Origin of the sequence: Microbacterium sp. Leaf320, from assembly GCF_001423485.1 — a bacterium.
Taxonomy (GTDB): Bacteria; Actinomycetota; Actinomycetes; order Actinomycetales; family Microbacteriaceae; genus Microbacterium.
On record NZ_LMOD01000003.1, the window covers coordinates 662,362 to 678,300 of the forward strand.

The 15,939-nt window shown below is 65.0% G+C and carries 13 protein-coding genes; 4 read left to right on the top strand and 9 right to left on the bottom strand.

The annotated features are described in order from the left end of the window. Window positions 1-213 precede the first annotated feature (213 nt). Window positions 214-1,569 carry a D-alanyl-D-alanine carboxypeptidase family protein gene (locus ASF63_RS13205; protein ID WP_056514979.1) on the top strand — a complete coding sequence of 452 codons (1,356 nt, stop codon included), beginning with the start codon at window positions 214-216 and terminating at the stop codon, window positions 1,567-1,569. A gap of 86 nt (window positions 1,570-1,655) precedes the next feature. Continuing rightward, window positions 1,656-2,309 (top strand): hypothetical protein, encoded by a 654-nt coding sequence (locus ASF63_RS13210; RefSeq protein WP_056514657.1) that lies wholly within the window; start codon window positions 1,656-1,658, stop codon window positions 2,307-2,309. Window positions 2,310-2,942: 633 nt separating this feature from the next. On the opposite strand, the gene ASF63_RS13215 is transcribed toward ASF63_RS13210, so the two are convergent. From ASF63_RS13215 to ASF63_RS13240, 6 genes are all read right to left on the bottom strand, one after another. Next, window positions 2,943-4,130, bottom strand: coding sequence for a serine hydrolase domain-containing protein (locus ASF63_RS13215; RefSeq protein ID WP_235560787.1), 1,188 nt, complete (start codon window positions 4,128-4,130; stop codon window positions 2,943-2,945). A 49-nt stretch (window positions 4,131-4,179) separates the two neighbouring features. Then, complete coding sequence (locus ASF63_RS13220; protein ID WP_082478123.1) at window positions 4,180-5,010, bottom strand: ATP-binding cassette domain-containing protein; 831 nt, start codon at window positions 5,008-5,010, stop codon at window positions 4,180-4,182. Continuing rightward, a complete protein-coding gene (locus ASF63_RS13225) occupies window positions 5,007-6,002 on the bottom strand; it encodes an ABC transporter ATP-binding protein (RefSeq protein WP_056514661.1) in 996 nt (331 codons plus the stop codon). The genes ASF63_RS13220 and ASF63_RS13225 overlap by 4 nt, the downstream gene beginning before the upstream one ends. Beyond that, window positions 5,999-6,892, bottom strand: a complete 894-nt coding sequence (locus tag ASF63_RS13230; RefSeq protein WP_082478125.1) for an ABC transporter permease — start codon at window positions 6,890-6,892, stop codon at window positions 5,999-6,001. The genes ASF63_RS13225 and ASF63_RS13230 overlap by 4 nt, the downstream gene beginning before the upstream one ends. After that, on the bottom strand, window positions 6,889-7,905 hold the full coding sequence (locus ASF63_RS13235; RefSeq protein ID WP_056514664.1) for an ABC transporter permease: 1,017 nt from the start codon (window positions 7,903-7,905) through the stop codon (window positions 6,889-6,891). Before ASF63_RS13235 ends, ASF63_RS13230 begins: the two co-directional genes overlap by 4 nt. An 81-nt stretch (window positions 7,906-7,986) precedes the next feature. After that, window positions 7,987-9,588 carry an ABC transporter substrate-binding protein gene (locus tag ASF63_RS13240; RefSeq protein WP_082478127.1) on the bottom strand — a complete coding sequence of 534 codons (1,602 nt, stop codon included), beginning with the start codon at window positions 9,586-9,588 and terminating at the stop codon, window positions 7,987-7,989. Window positions 9,589-9,712: 124 nt separating this feature from the next. Between ASF63_RS13240 and ASF63_RS13245 the strand changes: the two genes are divergently transcribed. Next, on the top strand, window positions 9,713-10,642 hold the full coding sequence (locus ASF63_RS13245; protein ID WP_056514670.1) for a LysR family transcriptional regulator: 930 nt from the start codon (window positions 9,713-9,715) through the stop codon (window positions 10,640-10,642). A 229-nt stretch (window positions 10,643-10,871) separates the two neighbouring features. Then, a complete protein-coding gene (locus ASF63_RS13250) occupies window positions 10,872-12,539 on the top strand; it encodes a serine hydrolase (protein WP_056514673.1) in 1,668 nt (555 codons plus the stop codon). 61 nt (window positions 12,540-12,600) lie between these two features. Here ASF63_RS13250 and ASF63_RS13255 read toward each other — a convergent pair whose 3' ends face one another. The 3 genes from ASF63_RS13255 to ASF63_RS13265 are packed head-to-tail and all read right to left on the bottom strand — an operon-like array spanning window position 12,601 to window position 15,838. Next, on the bottom strand, window positions 12,601-13,401 hold the full coding sequence (locus tag ASF63_RS13255; protein WP_056514677.1) for an SDR family NAD(P)-dependent oxidoreductase: 801 nt from the start codon (window positions 13,399-13,401) through the stop codon (window positions 12,601-12,603). Between the two features lie 33 nt (window positions 13,402-13,434). Continuing rightward, window positions 13,435-14,406 carry a Gfo/Idh/MocA family protein gene (locus ASF63_RS13260; protein ID WP_056514681.1) on the bottom strand — a complete coding sequence of 324 codons (972 nt, stop codon included), beginning with the start codon at window positions 14,404-14,406 and terminating at the stop codon, window positions 13,435-13,437. Then, the gene (locus tag ASF63_RS13265; protein ID WP_056514686.1) at window positions 14,399-15,838 is read right to left on the bottom strand and encodes an MFS transporter; all 1,440 of its coding nucleotides are present in this window, start codon (window positions 15,836-15,838) and stop codon (window positions 14,399-14,401) included. Before ASF63_RS13265 ends, ASF63_RS13260 begins: the two co-directional genes overlap by 8 nt. Window positions 15,839-15,939: the final 101 nt, after the last annotated feature.

Genomic DNA, 15,939 nt, shown 5'->3' on the forward strand with positions numbered 1-15,939 from the left:
GGGGCCAGTCTGTCAAAGAACCCCGGTCACCGCCAGGATTCCGCACCGATCGGCGTGCGGCGGACGAGACTGACGCCGACTGACTCGTGGTCGAAGCCATCGAGGCCGCACGCGTGTCCCCCGAACGGCCGATACCGGCGGCCGCGGACATCCACGAGGATGGTCTTTTCTGTGGATTGCGAGCGACAGGTGGGGCGCGATGAGGGGCTCTCGATGACGACACCCGGTCAGCCGGTGGATGGGCTGACCTATTTCGCCGAGCTCATGGAGCACGAGCAGGAGTTCAGCGGCGATCAGGTCGACCCGGCGGTGCGCACAAGACGCCGGCCGCGGGGGCTCATCATCACCGCCGTCTGCATCGTCCTGCTGCTGGCCGTGACCGGAGGCTACATCGGGTGGGCGCTCACGGCGCCGGTGAATCCGCCGGCGGTGACCACTCGCACACCGGAGGTTCCCGTGGGTGACGCCGTTGCGATGGCCGCACCCCCGGTCGCAGCATCCGCGATCAGCATCGCCGGAGCCGATGCCTATCTGGGTGCGACGGCGAGCGGGACCTGGTCGGCGACAGGCACGGGCGAGCCGTTCCCGATCGCGAGCATCACCAAGCTCATCACCGCTCTCGTCATCGTCGACGCGTCGCCACTCGCATCGGCGGATGACCCAGGACCGACCATCACGTTCGGCAAGTCCGACCACGATCTCTACGACGTGTACTACGTGCAGGGCGCGACCATCGCTCCGATGCCCACCGGCACCTCGATGTCGTTGCATGATGCTCTGGCCGCCATGCTCATCCCCTCCGCGAGCAACTACGCCGAGGCTCTGTCACGGCAGATCTTCGGATCGCAGGACGCGTTCCTCGGCGCGACGCGTGCCTGGCTCGCATCCCGCGGACTCACCGGCACGACGATCACGGAGCCCACGGGCATCAGCCCGAGCAACACGAGCACACCCGCCGACCTGCTGGCCATCGCGAAGCTCGCCGCCGCGAATCCGGCGATCGCTCAGATCGTCGCGACGTCGTCGATCACGATCCCCGGCGCCGGGCAGCTGCACAACACCAACGGCCTCCTCGGCACCGCCGGGATCACCGGTCTCAAGACCGGAAACCTGGGCGAAGGCACGCACAGCCTGCTGTACACGGCGACGCTCGACGTGGGCGCGGGAGCTCCGCTCTCGGTCACCGGCGTCGTCCTCGGAGGAGCATCGCGCGAGTCGGTGAACCTCACCGTGGTCGGCGCACTCGAGAGCATCCGCTCCGGCTTCCACCAGGTGCCCGTCGCGACCGCCGGCCAGGAGGTCGGATCCATCTCGACGCCCTGGGGATCCTCCGCCACGCTCGTCATCGCCGAGACCGCGTCGATCTTCACCTGGTCGGACACGCCCATCGAGCTGACGATGGACATCGACACGCCACCCACGTACCGCGACGGCACGGTCGTGGGAAGCGTCACCTGGACGGCCGGGCCGAACACCGTCACCGCTCCCGTGAAGATCATGGGGAGCATCGAGCCACCCACCGAGTGGTGGCGGCTCACCCACCCGTCCGAGCTCGGATCGTTGATGTGAGCATGGGGCTGACGCTGATCCCCGGACATCTGGGAATCCCGTGCGAATCGACGGGCGCCGCTCGGCCGCGCCGTTAGCGTCGAAGCATGGATATCGACACCAGACAGCCCCGGGCTCGCCGTGCACGCATCCTCTCACCCCTGGTCGGGATAGCCGTCACCGGCGCTCTTCTGGCCGGGTGCGCCGCCCCCTCGTCGCCCACCCCGACGGTCACGCAGACGGTGACGGCACCCGCCGACCCCGCGCCGAGCCCGTCGCCCAGCGCGTCTGCCCCGGCGGCGGACGCCAGCCCGACGGGCATCGGAGATGTCGAACTGGGCGCGCCTTTCGACGAAGCTGTGGCGGCTGCGGGTGCGACTCCGGTGGAAGCGTGTCCCTGGCTCGCGTCCGCTGAGGATGACGGATACATGCTGACCGTCCAGCGCCCCGAAGTCTCGGAGCAGGATCCCGCGGTGGTCGTCCTCGTGCAGGCGTCCGCCTCGCCCGTCGACCTCGAGGGCAAGCCGGCCACAGGCCCCGTGACAGCCGAGGGGATCGGTCTCGGTTCCCGGGTGGACGAGGCGCTGGCCGCGTACCCCGACGCGGTCGAGATCGAGAGCGTCGGCGATCGCCGGTATCTCGCGGTCGAGTCGGAAGCCGGCGCCGGTTCTGTCTTCCTGACCTACACGGCCGGAACCGACATCATCTGGGCAGTGACGGCGACGACCCTCGAAGAGCCGCCGTACGAATCCTGCGCGTGAGCGGGCGCTATGCCGGACCATCCAGAGTCGGGCGGCAGGCGAGTGCATGTCGCCCCTGTCTCGCACTCCATGTGGCCGACATGCATTGGAAGGGCTTCCCATGCGTTCATGGCTGATCTGCATCATTCTCGTCATCGCTGCGCTCGCGTCCCTGCCGCTGCGTGCAATCGCTCTTCCATCGATCGCCGCGGGACTGTTTCTCGTCGCGACTCCGTCGTCATAGTGGCGGCAGGGCTGGGAGCGAAGTACGTCCAACGCAGGAGCAAGCCAGCCCGCACGAGGACGCCCTAGAGGCGAACCGCCGTCGCGAAGAAGACGCCCCCACGAGCATCGGTCGTGGGGGCATTGTGGCGTTCCCCTGTCTGGCCGTTAACGACGATAAGACCACCTATCGCAGCTATTCGGCGGGGCCCCGCCCAGTAATCCGGCCGTCGTCGCGGCGCATCTGACCTGGACGCTGAAAACGATCAAGCGTCGGAGCACCGCAGTGCGAACTGCGCCATCGCTCCGGCGGCCCAGTCCAGGTGCGCTCCTACAGCTTGACCAGACAGTACCGTCATACCCGTCCTCCGGGACCGACGTGTTTCAGATGAACATCTCACCAGTCATGCCGCTATCTCGCGTCAGATAGCGCTAGCTGATTGCGTCGCAGATCTCGCGAAACAGCACACTGTGCAGCCGGTTCCAGTCCTCTGTCACAGGTTCTGGCCACGAAGAGAATTTGACGATGACCGTGCGCGTCGCCGGATCGACCCAGATGAACTGACCGTGGATGCCGGCGGCGTAATAGTCACCTCGCGCACTGCCGGTGATCCACCACTGGTTCGAATACGATCCTCCGGGATGAATTCGTTGGAAGACGGTGCCTGAAGCTGCGCTCGGCTTACCGCCCTCAAGTGTTTGTCTGATCCAGTCCTCAGACAGCACTCGTCTTCCGTCGATAGTTCCGGACCCGAGCATCACCCGGCCGACGCGCGTCAGGTCTCTCGCGGTGCACGCGATGCCGCCGTTCGCGAATCCGAACCCACCGGAGTCGACCGTGATCTGCGCGTCCTGATCGCACCCGAGCTGAGACCACAGTCGTTGCGATACCGCCTCGTGGTAGCGAAGCCCGGTGACGTTCTCAACGATCCACGCGAGCACGTCGGTTCCCGCCGAGCAGTATCTGAACCGTTTACCGTGGTCCCCGCCTCCGCGAAGGGAAGCAAGAAAGGCGTACGTGTCCTGGGGATCTTCGGGGCGGCGCGGACGCCAGCCCGCAACGCGATCTTGCGCTTGCACTTCCGAGGCCGGATTCCTGTAGTCCTCGTCGTAGTCGACGTCGACGGTCATGTCGAGCACCTGCTGTACCGTCGCCGCACCGTAAGCGCTGTGGGTGAGGTCAGGCACGTAGTGATCGACGCGACGGTCAGGGTCGATTCGCCCGTCAGCGACCAGAGTGCCGATTGTGAGACCACAGATTGACTTCGAAACGCTCATCAGCAGGTGCAGGCTATCGGGGCCGTGTCCCTCGTGATAGTGCTCGGCAATGACTTCATCGTCGCGGACGACGACCAGTGCGTCGGTGTAGCTCTCTTCCAGCCGCTCGCCGAGCGTCGGCAGCGCGGCCAGCGCGCCCAGTCCGACCACCGAACGCTGGGAAGTTTCCATGGTGCGGTGGGCGATCCGCGCCGTGGGCACGAACTCAGAGACATGTCCGAAAGCCCACCGGTTGTGCGGAGCATCCTGCCAGGTGTCGAGCGTCGGACCTGCTTCGGTAACGGCATGATTGCGGGACACGCGGCCTTCGTTGCCGAGGGATCGAGGGATCAGAGATGTCACGACAGGGTCCTCTTTGCGTCGGATCGTGGTTCTGGTGTGGAGAGTCGATTCACAGCTGCTCAGCGCCTTTCGGCGTCGTGACCAACGTGCCCCGTTCGGTGATCGGTACGGCACCGGGGGTCTCGGGCATGGCCGCGATCAGTCGTTGCGTGTATTCGTGGCTCGGGTTGACGAGCACCTCTGCTGCGGGCCCGGACTCTACGAGCTCGCCTTTCCTCATGACACCCGCCATGTCACTCATGTATCGCACGACGTCGAGATCATGCGAGATGAGTAGATAGCTGAGCGAGTACTCGCGCCGAAGCTCCTGCAACAGATTGAGAACCTGTGCCTGCACCGAGACATCGAGTGCGCTTGTCGGCTCGTCGAGCACCAGAAGCTTCGGTCGAGTCGCGAGGGCCCGGGCGATTCCGACACGCTGGCACTGACCGCCGGAGAGCTGGTGTGGCAGTCGTTCGGCATGGGATTGCGCGAGCCCGACCTCATCCAGCAGTTCCCTCGCTCGCGCAGCGAGTACTCGTCCGCGCAGTGCCGTATGCGTGCGCAGTGGTTCCGCAATCGACTGCTCGATTGTGAGCCGAGGGTTCAAGGCTGCGACTGGGTTCTGGAAGACCATGCCCGTACTTGCGCGCAAGCTCCTTAGCTGTTTGCCGCGTAGGCCGGTGATCGGTCGCCCGTCGACGCTGGACGATCCGGAGGTTGGCTCAATGAGGCGCAGGGCGCACCGCGCTATCGTGCTCTTGCCGGAACCGGACTCGCCGACCAGCCCGAAAGTCGTACCGGCCTCCACTTCGAAGGACACACCGTTCACGGCTCGCACCTCGCTGCGATAGGAGCGATAGACCTTGACGATGTTGTCCACGGTCAGCATGGCGGTCATCGGATACTCCTGTCACTGGAGTCAGCCCGAATACACGCAGCCTCATGGAGCGGCGAGACCGGTACCAACATGGGGTCGATATCCGCGCATGCCTCGACTGCGAGTGGACATCGGTCGCGAAAAGAGCACCCGGACAGGTTGAGCAGGTTTCCCGGCACCGATCCTGGAATCGCCTCGAGCTTCTGTCCCGGGCGGTGTCGGGCGGGCAGCGCTTCGAGCAGGCCGCGGGTGTAGGGGTGGGACGGGTCACGCAGGACGGCTTCCGTCGAACCGGTTTCGACCACGCGCCCGGCGTACAGCACGGCGAGACGGTCACACACTTCCTGCACCACACCGAGATTGTGGGTGATGAGCAGGACACCGAAACCGAAGCGGTCACGCAGCGCCAAGATCAGCTCGAGAATCTGTTTCGCGATTGTCACGTCGAGCGCAGTCGTCGGCTCATCCAGGATCAACAGCTTCGGCTCGCACACCAGAGCCATCGCGATCATCGCTCTCTGCAGCATTCCCCCTGAGAGTTCATGCGGATAGCTTCGATAGACCCGATCCGGATCAGGCAGCCCCACCTGCTCGAGGTAGTGGAGGATGTGTGCTTTCGCGGCAGCGCGTGACAACTTCCGTCCCGCGACACGACGATGCCTGTCGATGACATCCTTCATCTGCTGACCGAGCGTGAAAACAGGATTGAAAGCGGTGCCGGGGTTCTGGAACACGATTGAGATCGCGTCGCCGCGTGCCGAACCGCCACCGCCGAAGGGCTGCTCAACGCCGTCGAGTATCACGCGCCCACTCGGAACTGCGCCTTTCGGAAGAAGCCCCAGGACGGCGAGCGCCGTCAGGCTCTTGCCACAACCCGTCTCGCCGACGATGCCTACCACCTCGCGAGGAGCGACAGACAGGGTGATTCCTCGCACGGGGCGGTTCGTGAGCTCGCCGCGCTCCTCGAACGCGACCTGGAGGTCCTCGATGCGGAGTAGGTCGGTGGTTGTCATCGCTTCACCTGCCGGGGGTCGAAGAAGTCGCGCAAAGAGTCGCCGAGAAGATTGAACCCGAGCACGGTCACGAAGATGGCCAACCCGGGGAACGCGGAGATCCACCACGCAGTGAAGATCTGTCCGCGCCCCTCCGCGACCATGAGGCCCCAATCGGGCGAGGGAGGTTGCGCTCCCAGGCCGATGAAGGCGAGGGAACCTGCGGCGAGCACCACGGCGCCGATGTCGACCGTGGCTTGAACCAGGATCGGTGTCAGACAGTTGCGCAGGATGTGCCGCGGAAGGATTCTCCAGGCGGGGACGCCGGTCGCGCGCGCCGCCTCGACAAATGGGCGGTCACGCAGAGCCCGTGCTTCCGCGCGGACCAGTCGGGCGTACCAGGGCCACCAGGAGATCGCCAGTGCGATGCCGGCGTTCGTGAGACTCGGCCCCAGGATCGCTACGGTCACCATCGCAAGCAGCAACGGAGGGAAAGCCTGAAAGATCTCGGTGACGCGCATCAGGACGGTGTCGAGCCATCCGCCGCGGTAACCCGCGATCGCGCCGAGAGGGACGCCGATGAGGGCGGCGATACCGACGACGAAGAGGGAGATCGTGAGCGCTGGGCCGGTGCCGATGATCACGCGGCTCAGAATGTCCCGCCCGAGTTGATCCGTACCGAACCAGTGCACGGCGCTGGGAGCCAGCCCGCGATTCTCCACGCTGGTCTCGCCGTATCCCTGTTCGGGGAAGGGCGCGATCCAGGGCCCGAAGAGTGCCAGGATCGTGACGAGGATGATGAGCACGAGTCCGAGGAGCGCGAGTCGGTCCGTACGGAGGACGCGCATGATCCGCGAGACGGTGCTGCCCCCCACAGGGACGAAAGTCGGGAGTATTGCGGTGGAGGTCATGAGAGCCTCACTCGAGGATCGAGTCGTGCCTGAGCAAGGTCCACGACGAAGTTGGCGATGAGGTAGCCGGCGGCCCCGAGGAGGGTGATCGCCATGATGGCCGGGTAGTCGACCGCAATCATCGCGTTGGCGGCGAACTGGCCGATACCGGGCCAGTTGAAGACGACTTCGATGAAGAACGTGCCGGTGAGCGCGTACGCCGAGGCGAGGCCGATGATGGTCATCGTGGGCGGCAACGCGTTCTTCAATGCGAGTTTCCAACGAATCACACCACCCCTCAGCCCGTACGCGTTGGCAGTGAAGATGTAGTCCTGTCCGAGCACTTCGAGCATCGAGGCTCGAGTCATCCTGGCGATGAGGCCCATCGGATATGCGGCGAGCGTGATGGCGGGAAGAATCAGATGAGCCAGTCCGTCACTGTATGCGACCCAGTTCCCGGTGATGAAGCTGTCGAACAGGGGAAAGCCGGTGACGCGGGAGATCGGCGACACATAGTCGACCTCGGTGCTGAACTGGCCGGTGGCCGGGAGAAGCTTCAGCTGACCGACGAAGAGGACCTGAAGCAGCAACCCGAGCCAGAAAGCCGGCATGGATACTCCGCCGATGGCGAGAAACCGGATCGCGCCGTCGAGGGCCTTGCCCGGCTTCTTGGCCGCGACGACGCCGAGTCCGATCCCCACGATGATCGCTATCAGGATCGCGGCGAAGAGCAGCTCGAGCGTTGCCGGCAGACGTGTGGCGAACTCATCGAGTACGGGACGCTTGGTAGCGAGGGAATTGCCCCAGTCGCCCGTGATCAGTCCTCCGAGATATCCGAGGTACTGCACGATGAGCGGCTGGTCGAACCCCAGCTGTTCGCGGATGCGTGCGAGTTCCTCGGGTGGGGCTTTCGGACCGGCGTACACGACGGCGGGGTCGGTGGGGATGACCCGTGCCAGCACGAACACGACGAGCGTGAGCACGAAGAGCACGAGCACCGCGGTCCCGAGCCGGCTGGCGAGGAAACGCAACATAGATGACTCCAGAGATCAGGCGGTGGATCAGTATCCGGTGGACCGAGCTCGCCGGTCCACCGGATACTGACGTCCGGCGTTTCAGCTCGCGGGCTGAATCGGTGCGAAGAAGGTTGTGAAGGGGTAGTTCTCGTTGAAGTCTGCGACTTCCAGTCCCTTCGGAACCACGCTCACCGCCTGCGCGTCGTAGAGGAAGACAGCGGGTGCCTGGTCGACGAGCAGCTCCATCGCCTCCTCATACTTCGCCTGGGCCGCGGGGCGGTCGCTGCCGGTGAGCGTCCCCGCCTCATCGATGAGGGCGTCGTATTCGGGGTCGTTCCAGTAGCTGAGGTTGAAGAAGGGCTCTTCGCTCGAGTGGAACAAGGAGTAGAGGTTGTCCGCGCCGGCATCGCTGTATGTGGGCCAGTAGTACAGAACGAAGATGTCCTGGGCGGTAGCAGGGTCGGCCTTCGCGTTCTCCCACTGCTGATTGAACAGCTCCGCCCGCACGTCCAGAGTGACGCCGATCTTCGCGAACGCATCTTTGATGAGCGGAACGAATCGGGCCTGAGCCGGGTTCTCTGATGCGAAGGTGAGAGTGAGCGTGAGCCCGTCGGCATGGCCGGCTTCTGCGAGAAGTGCTTTGGCCTTGTCCAAGTCCTGGGTGTACTGCGGAACGTCCTCGGAATAGGGGAAGATGCCCTTCGGTACCGGACCGCGCGACTGCGTCCCGTACCCAGCGCCACCGACATCGATGATGTCCTGGTAGGGCACTGCATAGCTGAGCGCCTGACGCACCTTCGGGTCGTTCAGTGGCGCTTTGGCCGTGTTGAAGAGCGCCAGGAAATTGAACGGCGAATTCGAAGTCTTCACCGACGACTCCAGGTCGGCCGCCACCGTGTCGATGTTCTCCAGCGGGAGGTTCGTCGCGAGATCGACCTCGCCGGAGGTCAGCATCTGCTGCGCCGTGACCGCATCCGGCGTGATCGCGATGTCGACGATGTCATAGCTCGGGGCGGCATCCTCGTTCCAGTAGTCGTCGTATGCCTCCAGGACCACCTTCTCCCCCGGGGTGTAGGACTTGACGGCGTACGGTCCGGAGCCCGCGTCGATACCCTGCTCGAAGTACGCCTCATCGTCCGCCGAAGCCTCGAGCGCTTTGGGCGACACGATCCATGCACCGTAAGTAGAGGCGGCGATGAGATCCATCGGCGCCGAGTAGGAGAGATTCATGACCACTGTGGTGTCGTCTGGTGCCTCGACGGACTCGAGCGGAGCCCAGATGAAGGATGCACCTGCGTGGTCCTGTGCGGCTTCGATGCTCGCCTTGACGGCTTCGGCGTCGACGGTCTCTCCGTCATGGAAGGTCGCGCCTTCGCGGATCGTGAAGGTCCAGGTGAGTCCGTCCGAGCTCACTTCCCATGACTCGGCGATTGCTGGGGTGAATTCCTCCGCGGCACCGTCAGCGTTCTTCCACAGGAGGGGCTCGTACACGTTGCCGAGGTAGAGAGCCTCGGTGGAGAACGACCGCACCGGATCCCAGGTCGTGACAGCCGCTGACGCGGCGACGCTGAGTACGGACGAACCCGAGTCGTCGTCTGCTGTGCCGCTGCCTACCGTGCATCCGGCGAGAGCGAGCGCGGCGACGGTGCTGAACACAAGAACTGATGGTGCGCGAAGTGACCGCGCCGGTGGGACTGCCATGGCTGCCTCCTGCTGTGTGATCGCCACCGGTCGGGTGCGGCGGCGAATTTTTGCCAGTCTATGGACGCCGACCAATAACGCGCCAATACTTAGATGCGGCTAACTCGATACCTCGGAGGCATCAATGGATCTGCGTCTGCTTCACTACTTCCTGGCGGTGTGCTCGACCGGAACGCTGCACGCAGCTTCGGCCGTCGTTCATGTCGCTCAGCCATCCCTGAGTCGCCAGATTCGGCGACTCGAACAAGATTTGGGCTTCACTCTCTTCGACCGCTCAGCGCGTGGGTTGTCTCTCACCGCCGCCGGCAGGATGTTCCTTCCGGTCGCTGAGGACCTTCTCACCAGAGCGACTCAGGCGCAGTCGACCGCGCGTTCGATAGCACGCGGAACCGTGTCCGACCTCGTCGTCGTCGCAGCTCCGACCACGATGGCCGACATCATCTCCCCCTTCATCGTGCGCTCGGGGGCGTCAGGGATCATCGGCAACGCGATTGAAGCGATGCCGGAGAATGTGTACAGCGTCATCGAACGTGGCGATGCTGACTTCGCCGTCGGCACGCGGATTCCGCCCGCCGAACTCAGTTCGATGGTTCTGGGGCACGCCTACCTGTGGGCGCAGATGCCGGCGTCACATCCCCTGGCGAGCCGCCCGAGTGTTCCCATCGCCGAACTCCTTCAGGAATCTCTTATCGTGATGAGTCCAGCTCATGGGGTGAGGCAGATGCTGGATTCCGCCGCCGCACGCGCCGGACTCGCCTTCACGGCCTCTGTCGAAACATCCTCCCCCGTGCTCGCCCAAGCTCTCGCTGCGGCAGGCCGTGGCGTCTGCGTGCTCTCCGACGACCCGCAACACGACCTCGTTGCTGTTCCGATCTCAGCCCCGGGAGGCGAACTCATCATCACCCTCTTCGGCGTGTGGGACGAGCTGCACTATGCGAGCGCGCACATTGCCACGTGTCTGAAGGAACTGAGTTCCTTCAACTCTGAGCTGTACCCACAGACGACGAAATTCAGCGCCAAGGAAGCGATCCGTGAGGATGTGACGATGCCGTGATGCCTGGCGAGCATCAAGGAGGAGCCGAACTGGTCGTGGACTGATCGACGGGATGCCGTTCACACTGACTTCCACCCGCTCAACAGATCCTGGAGTCCACGTGCGTCGCTCACTCTCACTGCTGCTGTGCGGGGCCGTCATGGCCACCGCGCTCACATCCACGCTCGGTGCTGCCCCGGCACCGAGCGCAGACCCCGTCCCTGGAGACCCATTGGCTGGTTCAGGAGCGGTGACGCGTACGGTGCTCACCGCCGCAGAGCTCGCCTCCACGACGGCGCCAGCCGGCACGGTGCCCAACGACGCGTTCGCGCTTCCGGCCGAAGCGATGATGCCGAAGCACACCTTCGAGGGGACGCTCACGCTGAACGACGTGGGCAGCTCTGGCGGGCTCACCGCCCTCAAGGACCCTTACGGCTACGCCACCCTGGCGCCGCTGAGGCACTTGCCTCCCGTATCAGTACAGCTGGTGCAGAACGGCAGCCACCTGGTGCCGGTGGTTCGCGGCGTGCAATACACCGGCAGCCCGTATTGGAATCTTGCCATCGGAGCGGGCCGAGCGTGGAGCGAGAAGGGTGACCGCGGCCAGTCTCGAGCCTCTCTCCCGTTCGCGCTGGTGGAACGCAACGCCAACTGCGTGCACAATGGCGTCCTCACCTTCCTGTTCAAGAAGAACAAGGTGTCGAACGTCCGCTATCAGATCACGAGCGAAACCTGCCAGTACTTCCAGTTCGACATGTGGGGGCAGGTCAGCGCGAGCTACACACCAGGCGGCATCGTGAACGCGGCAGACATCCGGAATGCGTACGCGACGGAGGTCGCCGACCGGCTGCCATCGAAGCCGATCTCCACTCTTGCCACGGACAATCCGGGAGCGGGCATCGATCTGTCCGCATTCGGGAGAGGTATCACACCGAGCGCCCTCAGCGCGTACGGGTTTGTGTACGACGGAGTGAACTACGTGGGTGACTGCCCCACCCGTCAGGGCGCCTACCCGTTCTGCAGTCAACTCCTATTGCCCTCGTACTCGACCGCCAAATCTGCATTCGGCGGCCTGGCGCTCATGCGCCTCGCCCAGAAGTACGGCCCCGACGTCTCCGAAGAGTTGCTGGAGGATCACATCCCGGAAGCGTCGGCCTCTTCGTGGGATGACGTCACCATCGATCATGCTCTCGACATGACAACCGGCAACTACTCCTCCGCCGGCTACCAAGCCGACGAAGCCGGACCCACGATGTCCTCGTTCTTTCTGGCAGAGACTTATACGGACAAGCTGACGGCGGCGCTCTCCTACCCGCACAAGGCGGCCCCAGGGAGCATCTGGACTTACCACACCTCCGACACCTTCCTCGCGGTCCGGGCGATGGACGACGTGCTCAAGGAACGGGAGGGCGCCGGCTCCGACATCTTCGCAATGCTCCGTGACGAAGTGCTCGAGCCCGCGGGAGTCGGACCCGACTCCCTCACGACACTGCGAACCGACAACGCACCGACAGGAGAGCCGTTCGGCGGGTACGGCATGTTCTGGACCCCGGACGACATCGCGAAGGTGGCGAAGCTCCTCGTCGCCGATGATGGCGTCGCGGGCGGCACCCAAGTGCTGCATCCCGGGCTCCTGGACGCATCGCTCCAGCGGGACGCTTCAGATCGCGGCATCACGACCGGTGGGCCAACCCCGTTTCACTACAACAACGGTTTCTGGGCGCGAGACTTCAGCAGCGCTGACAACGCGGCCTTCACCTCAGCGTTCTCGGTTCCGTTCATGTCGGGGTTCGGAGGGATCACCGTCGCACTCATGCCCAACGGGTCGAGCTACTACGTCTTCAGTGACAACGACGAGTTCGCGTGGCGAGACGTCGTCACAGAATCCAACAAGCTTGACTCGATGACCGGCGGCTGAGACGTGCACGCGAGTCCGTGGCACGTGCGCTCGGGCCACGGACTCGTCAGGCGGGCTGATCTCAGGCGAGCAGCGCACCCATCTGCTTCGCGATCATGGTCGTCGCGAACTTGGGGTTGAGGCGCGACAGGCGATCCATAGTCGCAGCATCCGAACCGATCGTCGCCCGGAAGCGGCCCTTGCGGATCGCGTCGACGATCACTCGGCCGGCCACTTCCGGTGTGGTCGTCTTGTAGGCACTGTTCTCGGCCGACGCATCGCCCCCGAGATCCACGCCCGAGTTCGCCGCGATGCCGGTGCTGATCGCGCCAGGGAAGATCACCGTCACGTGCACGTTCGTGTCAAGAAGCTCGGCGTACAGGGCTTCGGTCAAGAGCTTCACCGCCGCCTTGGACGCGCCGTAGACGGCCTGACCGGGCACCGGTGCATACGATCCCATGCTCGCGACGTTGAGAAGCGACGCCTCCGGTCGGGCGAGGAGATGGGGCAGGAAGGCCTTGCACACGTTCATCACGCCCCAGAAGTTGACGTTCATCACCTTCTCGATCTCGGAGAACGGCAGGTCGTTGACCTTGACGAACTTCTGGATCACACCGGCGATGTTCGCGACGCCGTCGACCTGGCCGTGAGCCGCGATCACGGCGTCGGGAAGCGCGTCGATCGCATCCCGGTCGGTGATGTTCACCGCGTGCTGAGTGAATCGCGTGCCGACAGCCGCGAGCGCCGCCGTCGCTTCGAGCCCCGCGGCGTTCAGGTCGACACCGGCGACCGAGGCGCCATTCGAGAGCAGCCGCAGCGTCACCTCGCGTCCGATGCCGTTCCCTGCTCCCGTGACGACGAAGACCTTGCCAGAGATGTCCATGCTGTTCCTTCTGTGGGTGGGCTCCGGTCGCGATCAGCGCGACTCGGAGGAGATGTCCGCGAGAATGCGGTCGAGAGTCCGGGCGATCGAGACCGTGGTCGCCGCATCGTGCCAGGGGTGCTCGCGCAGACCGGATTCGATCGCGACAGCCACCGCCTCGAGCATCGGGCCGTAGCCGTTGCCGACACGCGGATGCCGCACCTGCTCCGGCTCGCGGAAGATGCGCTCCGCCGACCCTGCATGCACTCGAGCATCACTGCCCGCCCAGAACATGGGATCGAGCGTGATCCAACCTCGCTCGCCGCTGATCGCCGCCGAGAGATCGAGAAAGTCCACCCCTGACCAGGCGAGCTGCGCGAAGACTCCACCGGAGTGTTCGAGCGTCGCGTGCCCTGAGAGGTCCACTCCCTCCGAGATGACACCACGGGCGTCGAGAGCACGCGGCTCGCCGAGGAACCAGTGGGCCAACGTGACCGGATAGATGCCTCTGTCGCGCAGGATGCTGCCGCCGTCTTCCGGCCGCTCTTTGCCCGGGCGCGGGAAGAACGGGGTGCCGAAGCTCGCCCGCACGTGTCGGATCGCACCGAGCTCTCCCGCGGCGATCCGGTCGATCACCTCGACGTGCAGCGGGTTGAACCGCATCCACATCGCCTCCATGAGGAAGCGGTTCGCCTGAGCGGCGCGGTCGAAGAGCAACTCGGCGTCGGCGGCCGAAGTCGCGATCGGCTTCTCGACCAGCACGTGCTTGCCCGCGTCGAGGGCCTCGACCGTGATCGCGGTATGTGTGACGGCAGGGGTGGCGATGTAGACGACGTCGACGTCGTCACGAGCGAACAGCGCTGCCCGCTCGGCGGTTGCGAACGGGATGCCGTGCCGCGCGGCGAAGTCCGACGCACGGTCGGCGGTTCGCCCCCAGACGGCTGAGATGTCAGCGCCGATGGCGAGCAGATCGGACACGAGACGATCGGAGATGTCGCCGGTGCCGATGATCCCCCACCTAGGCATCGACGGCCCTCCGTTCGCGGATCGGCGCCACGGTGAGGGTCGCGAGGGCGACGAGCACGAGAGCGGCTCCCCAGACGAGCTGATAGCCGCCGGTCGCCGACACGACGATCGCGGCGAGCGCCGGTGCCAGCGCCTGACCGAGGTTCATGGCGACGATGGCCAACCCGAGATCCCGCCCTGCGCGTGCCGGATCGGGGAGCACGTCGATGAACATCGCGTTGTCGACCGGCAGGTAGATGCCGAAGGCGAGACCCGTGATGATCACCTGGGCGAAGAGCGCCGGGAGTGTCGGCGAGATCAGGGGGATCGCCATCGACACCGCCATGAGCAGCGATGCGACGACGATGAAGGGCTTGCGACGGCCGACGCGGTCGGAGAGCCGCCCCGAGATCGCCACGGCGATGAGCGTGAAGGGGATGCCCGCGAGCCCGAGGACAGGGACCATGGCCGATGCTTCTGCGGCGCTGAGCGCCGGGGAGATGTAGCTCTGCAGCATGTAGAGATTGAGAACCGTCGACGTGCTGTAGCCGAAGAAGAACAGCACGCGCGAGATCCACAGCCACCGGTAGTTGCGGGCCTTGAGAGCGCTCGCGTAGCCGAGTAGGAAGGGCTTCCAGGCGAAGGGCTCACGCTCGACGTCGACGGAAGACGCATCACGGTTGCGGGTGACGAAGAGGACCGTCGCGATCGCCACGAGCAGGCCGAGGATCAGATAGAAGTCCAGCCCGACGAGTCCGAAGAGGGCCCCGGCGCCGATGCCACCGAGGATGCCGCCGATGATCGCGCCCATGCTCGTCCACGACGTCACGCGGCCGCGCCGGTCGCGCGGCACCCGGTCGGCGACCGTGGCCTGCAGCGGATTGCCCGCGACGTTGAGCGCCAGCTCGGCGGCAGACCACAGCACGACGAGCACCACGAGCGACGGGGCGTACCGGACGGCGACCAGCAGCACCGCGCCGAGGAGACCCGCGTAGAGGATCCAGGGGGCTCGACGCCCCAGGCGGGAGCGCGTGCGGTCGGAGAGCACTCCGATCACCGGCTGGAGGATCATCACGATGATGGCGCTGGTCGTGGTGACCAATGCCAGCCCGTTCGCTCGAGCCGCCTCGAAGTTCGAGAGCAGGTCCAGCTGTCGCGTCTGTTCCGCGGTCGGCGTGACGTCCCCGGCTGCGACAGCGCGGCCGAGCTCGGTGAGAGCCTGCAGGTCGACGCCGGCGTCTGCGCCGCTGAAGAAGGATCCGAACTCGAGCATCTGGATCTGGTTCGGCATGAGGATGCCGTTCGTCGCCGCCCAGACTGCCGAGACGGCCAGGGAGAGCAGCAGGTACCAGCGGATGTATCGAGAGAGCGGCTTCTTCGCGTCGTAGTGCACACCGATGTTCGAGGTCCACCGGGATTCCTCACCGGTGGGATGCGTGATCTGCTCGCTCATGATCGCGGCTTCCCCAGCTGTGCTTTCGTCATCGAAGTCTCCAGACCGTCTCACTGTTGAGACAGTTACATCAAATCAGAGATCGATATATTCGGCAACCG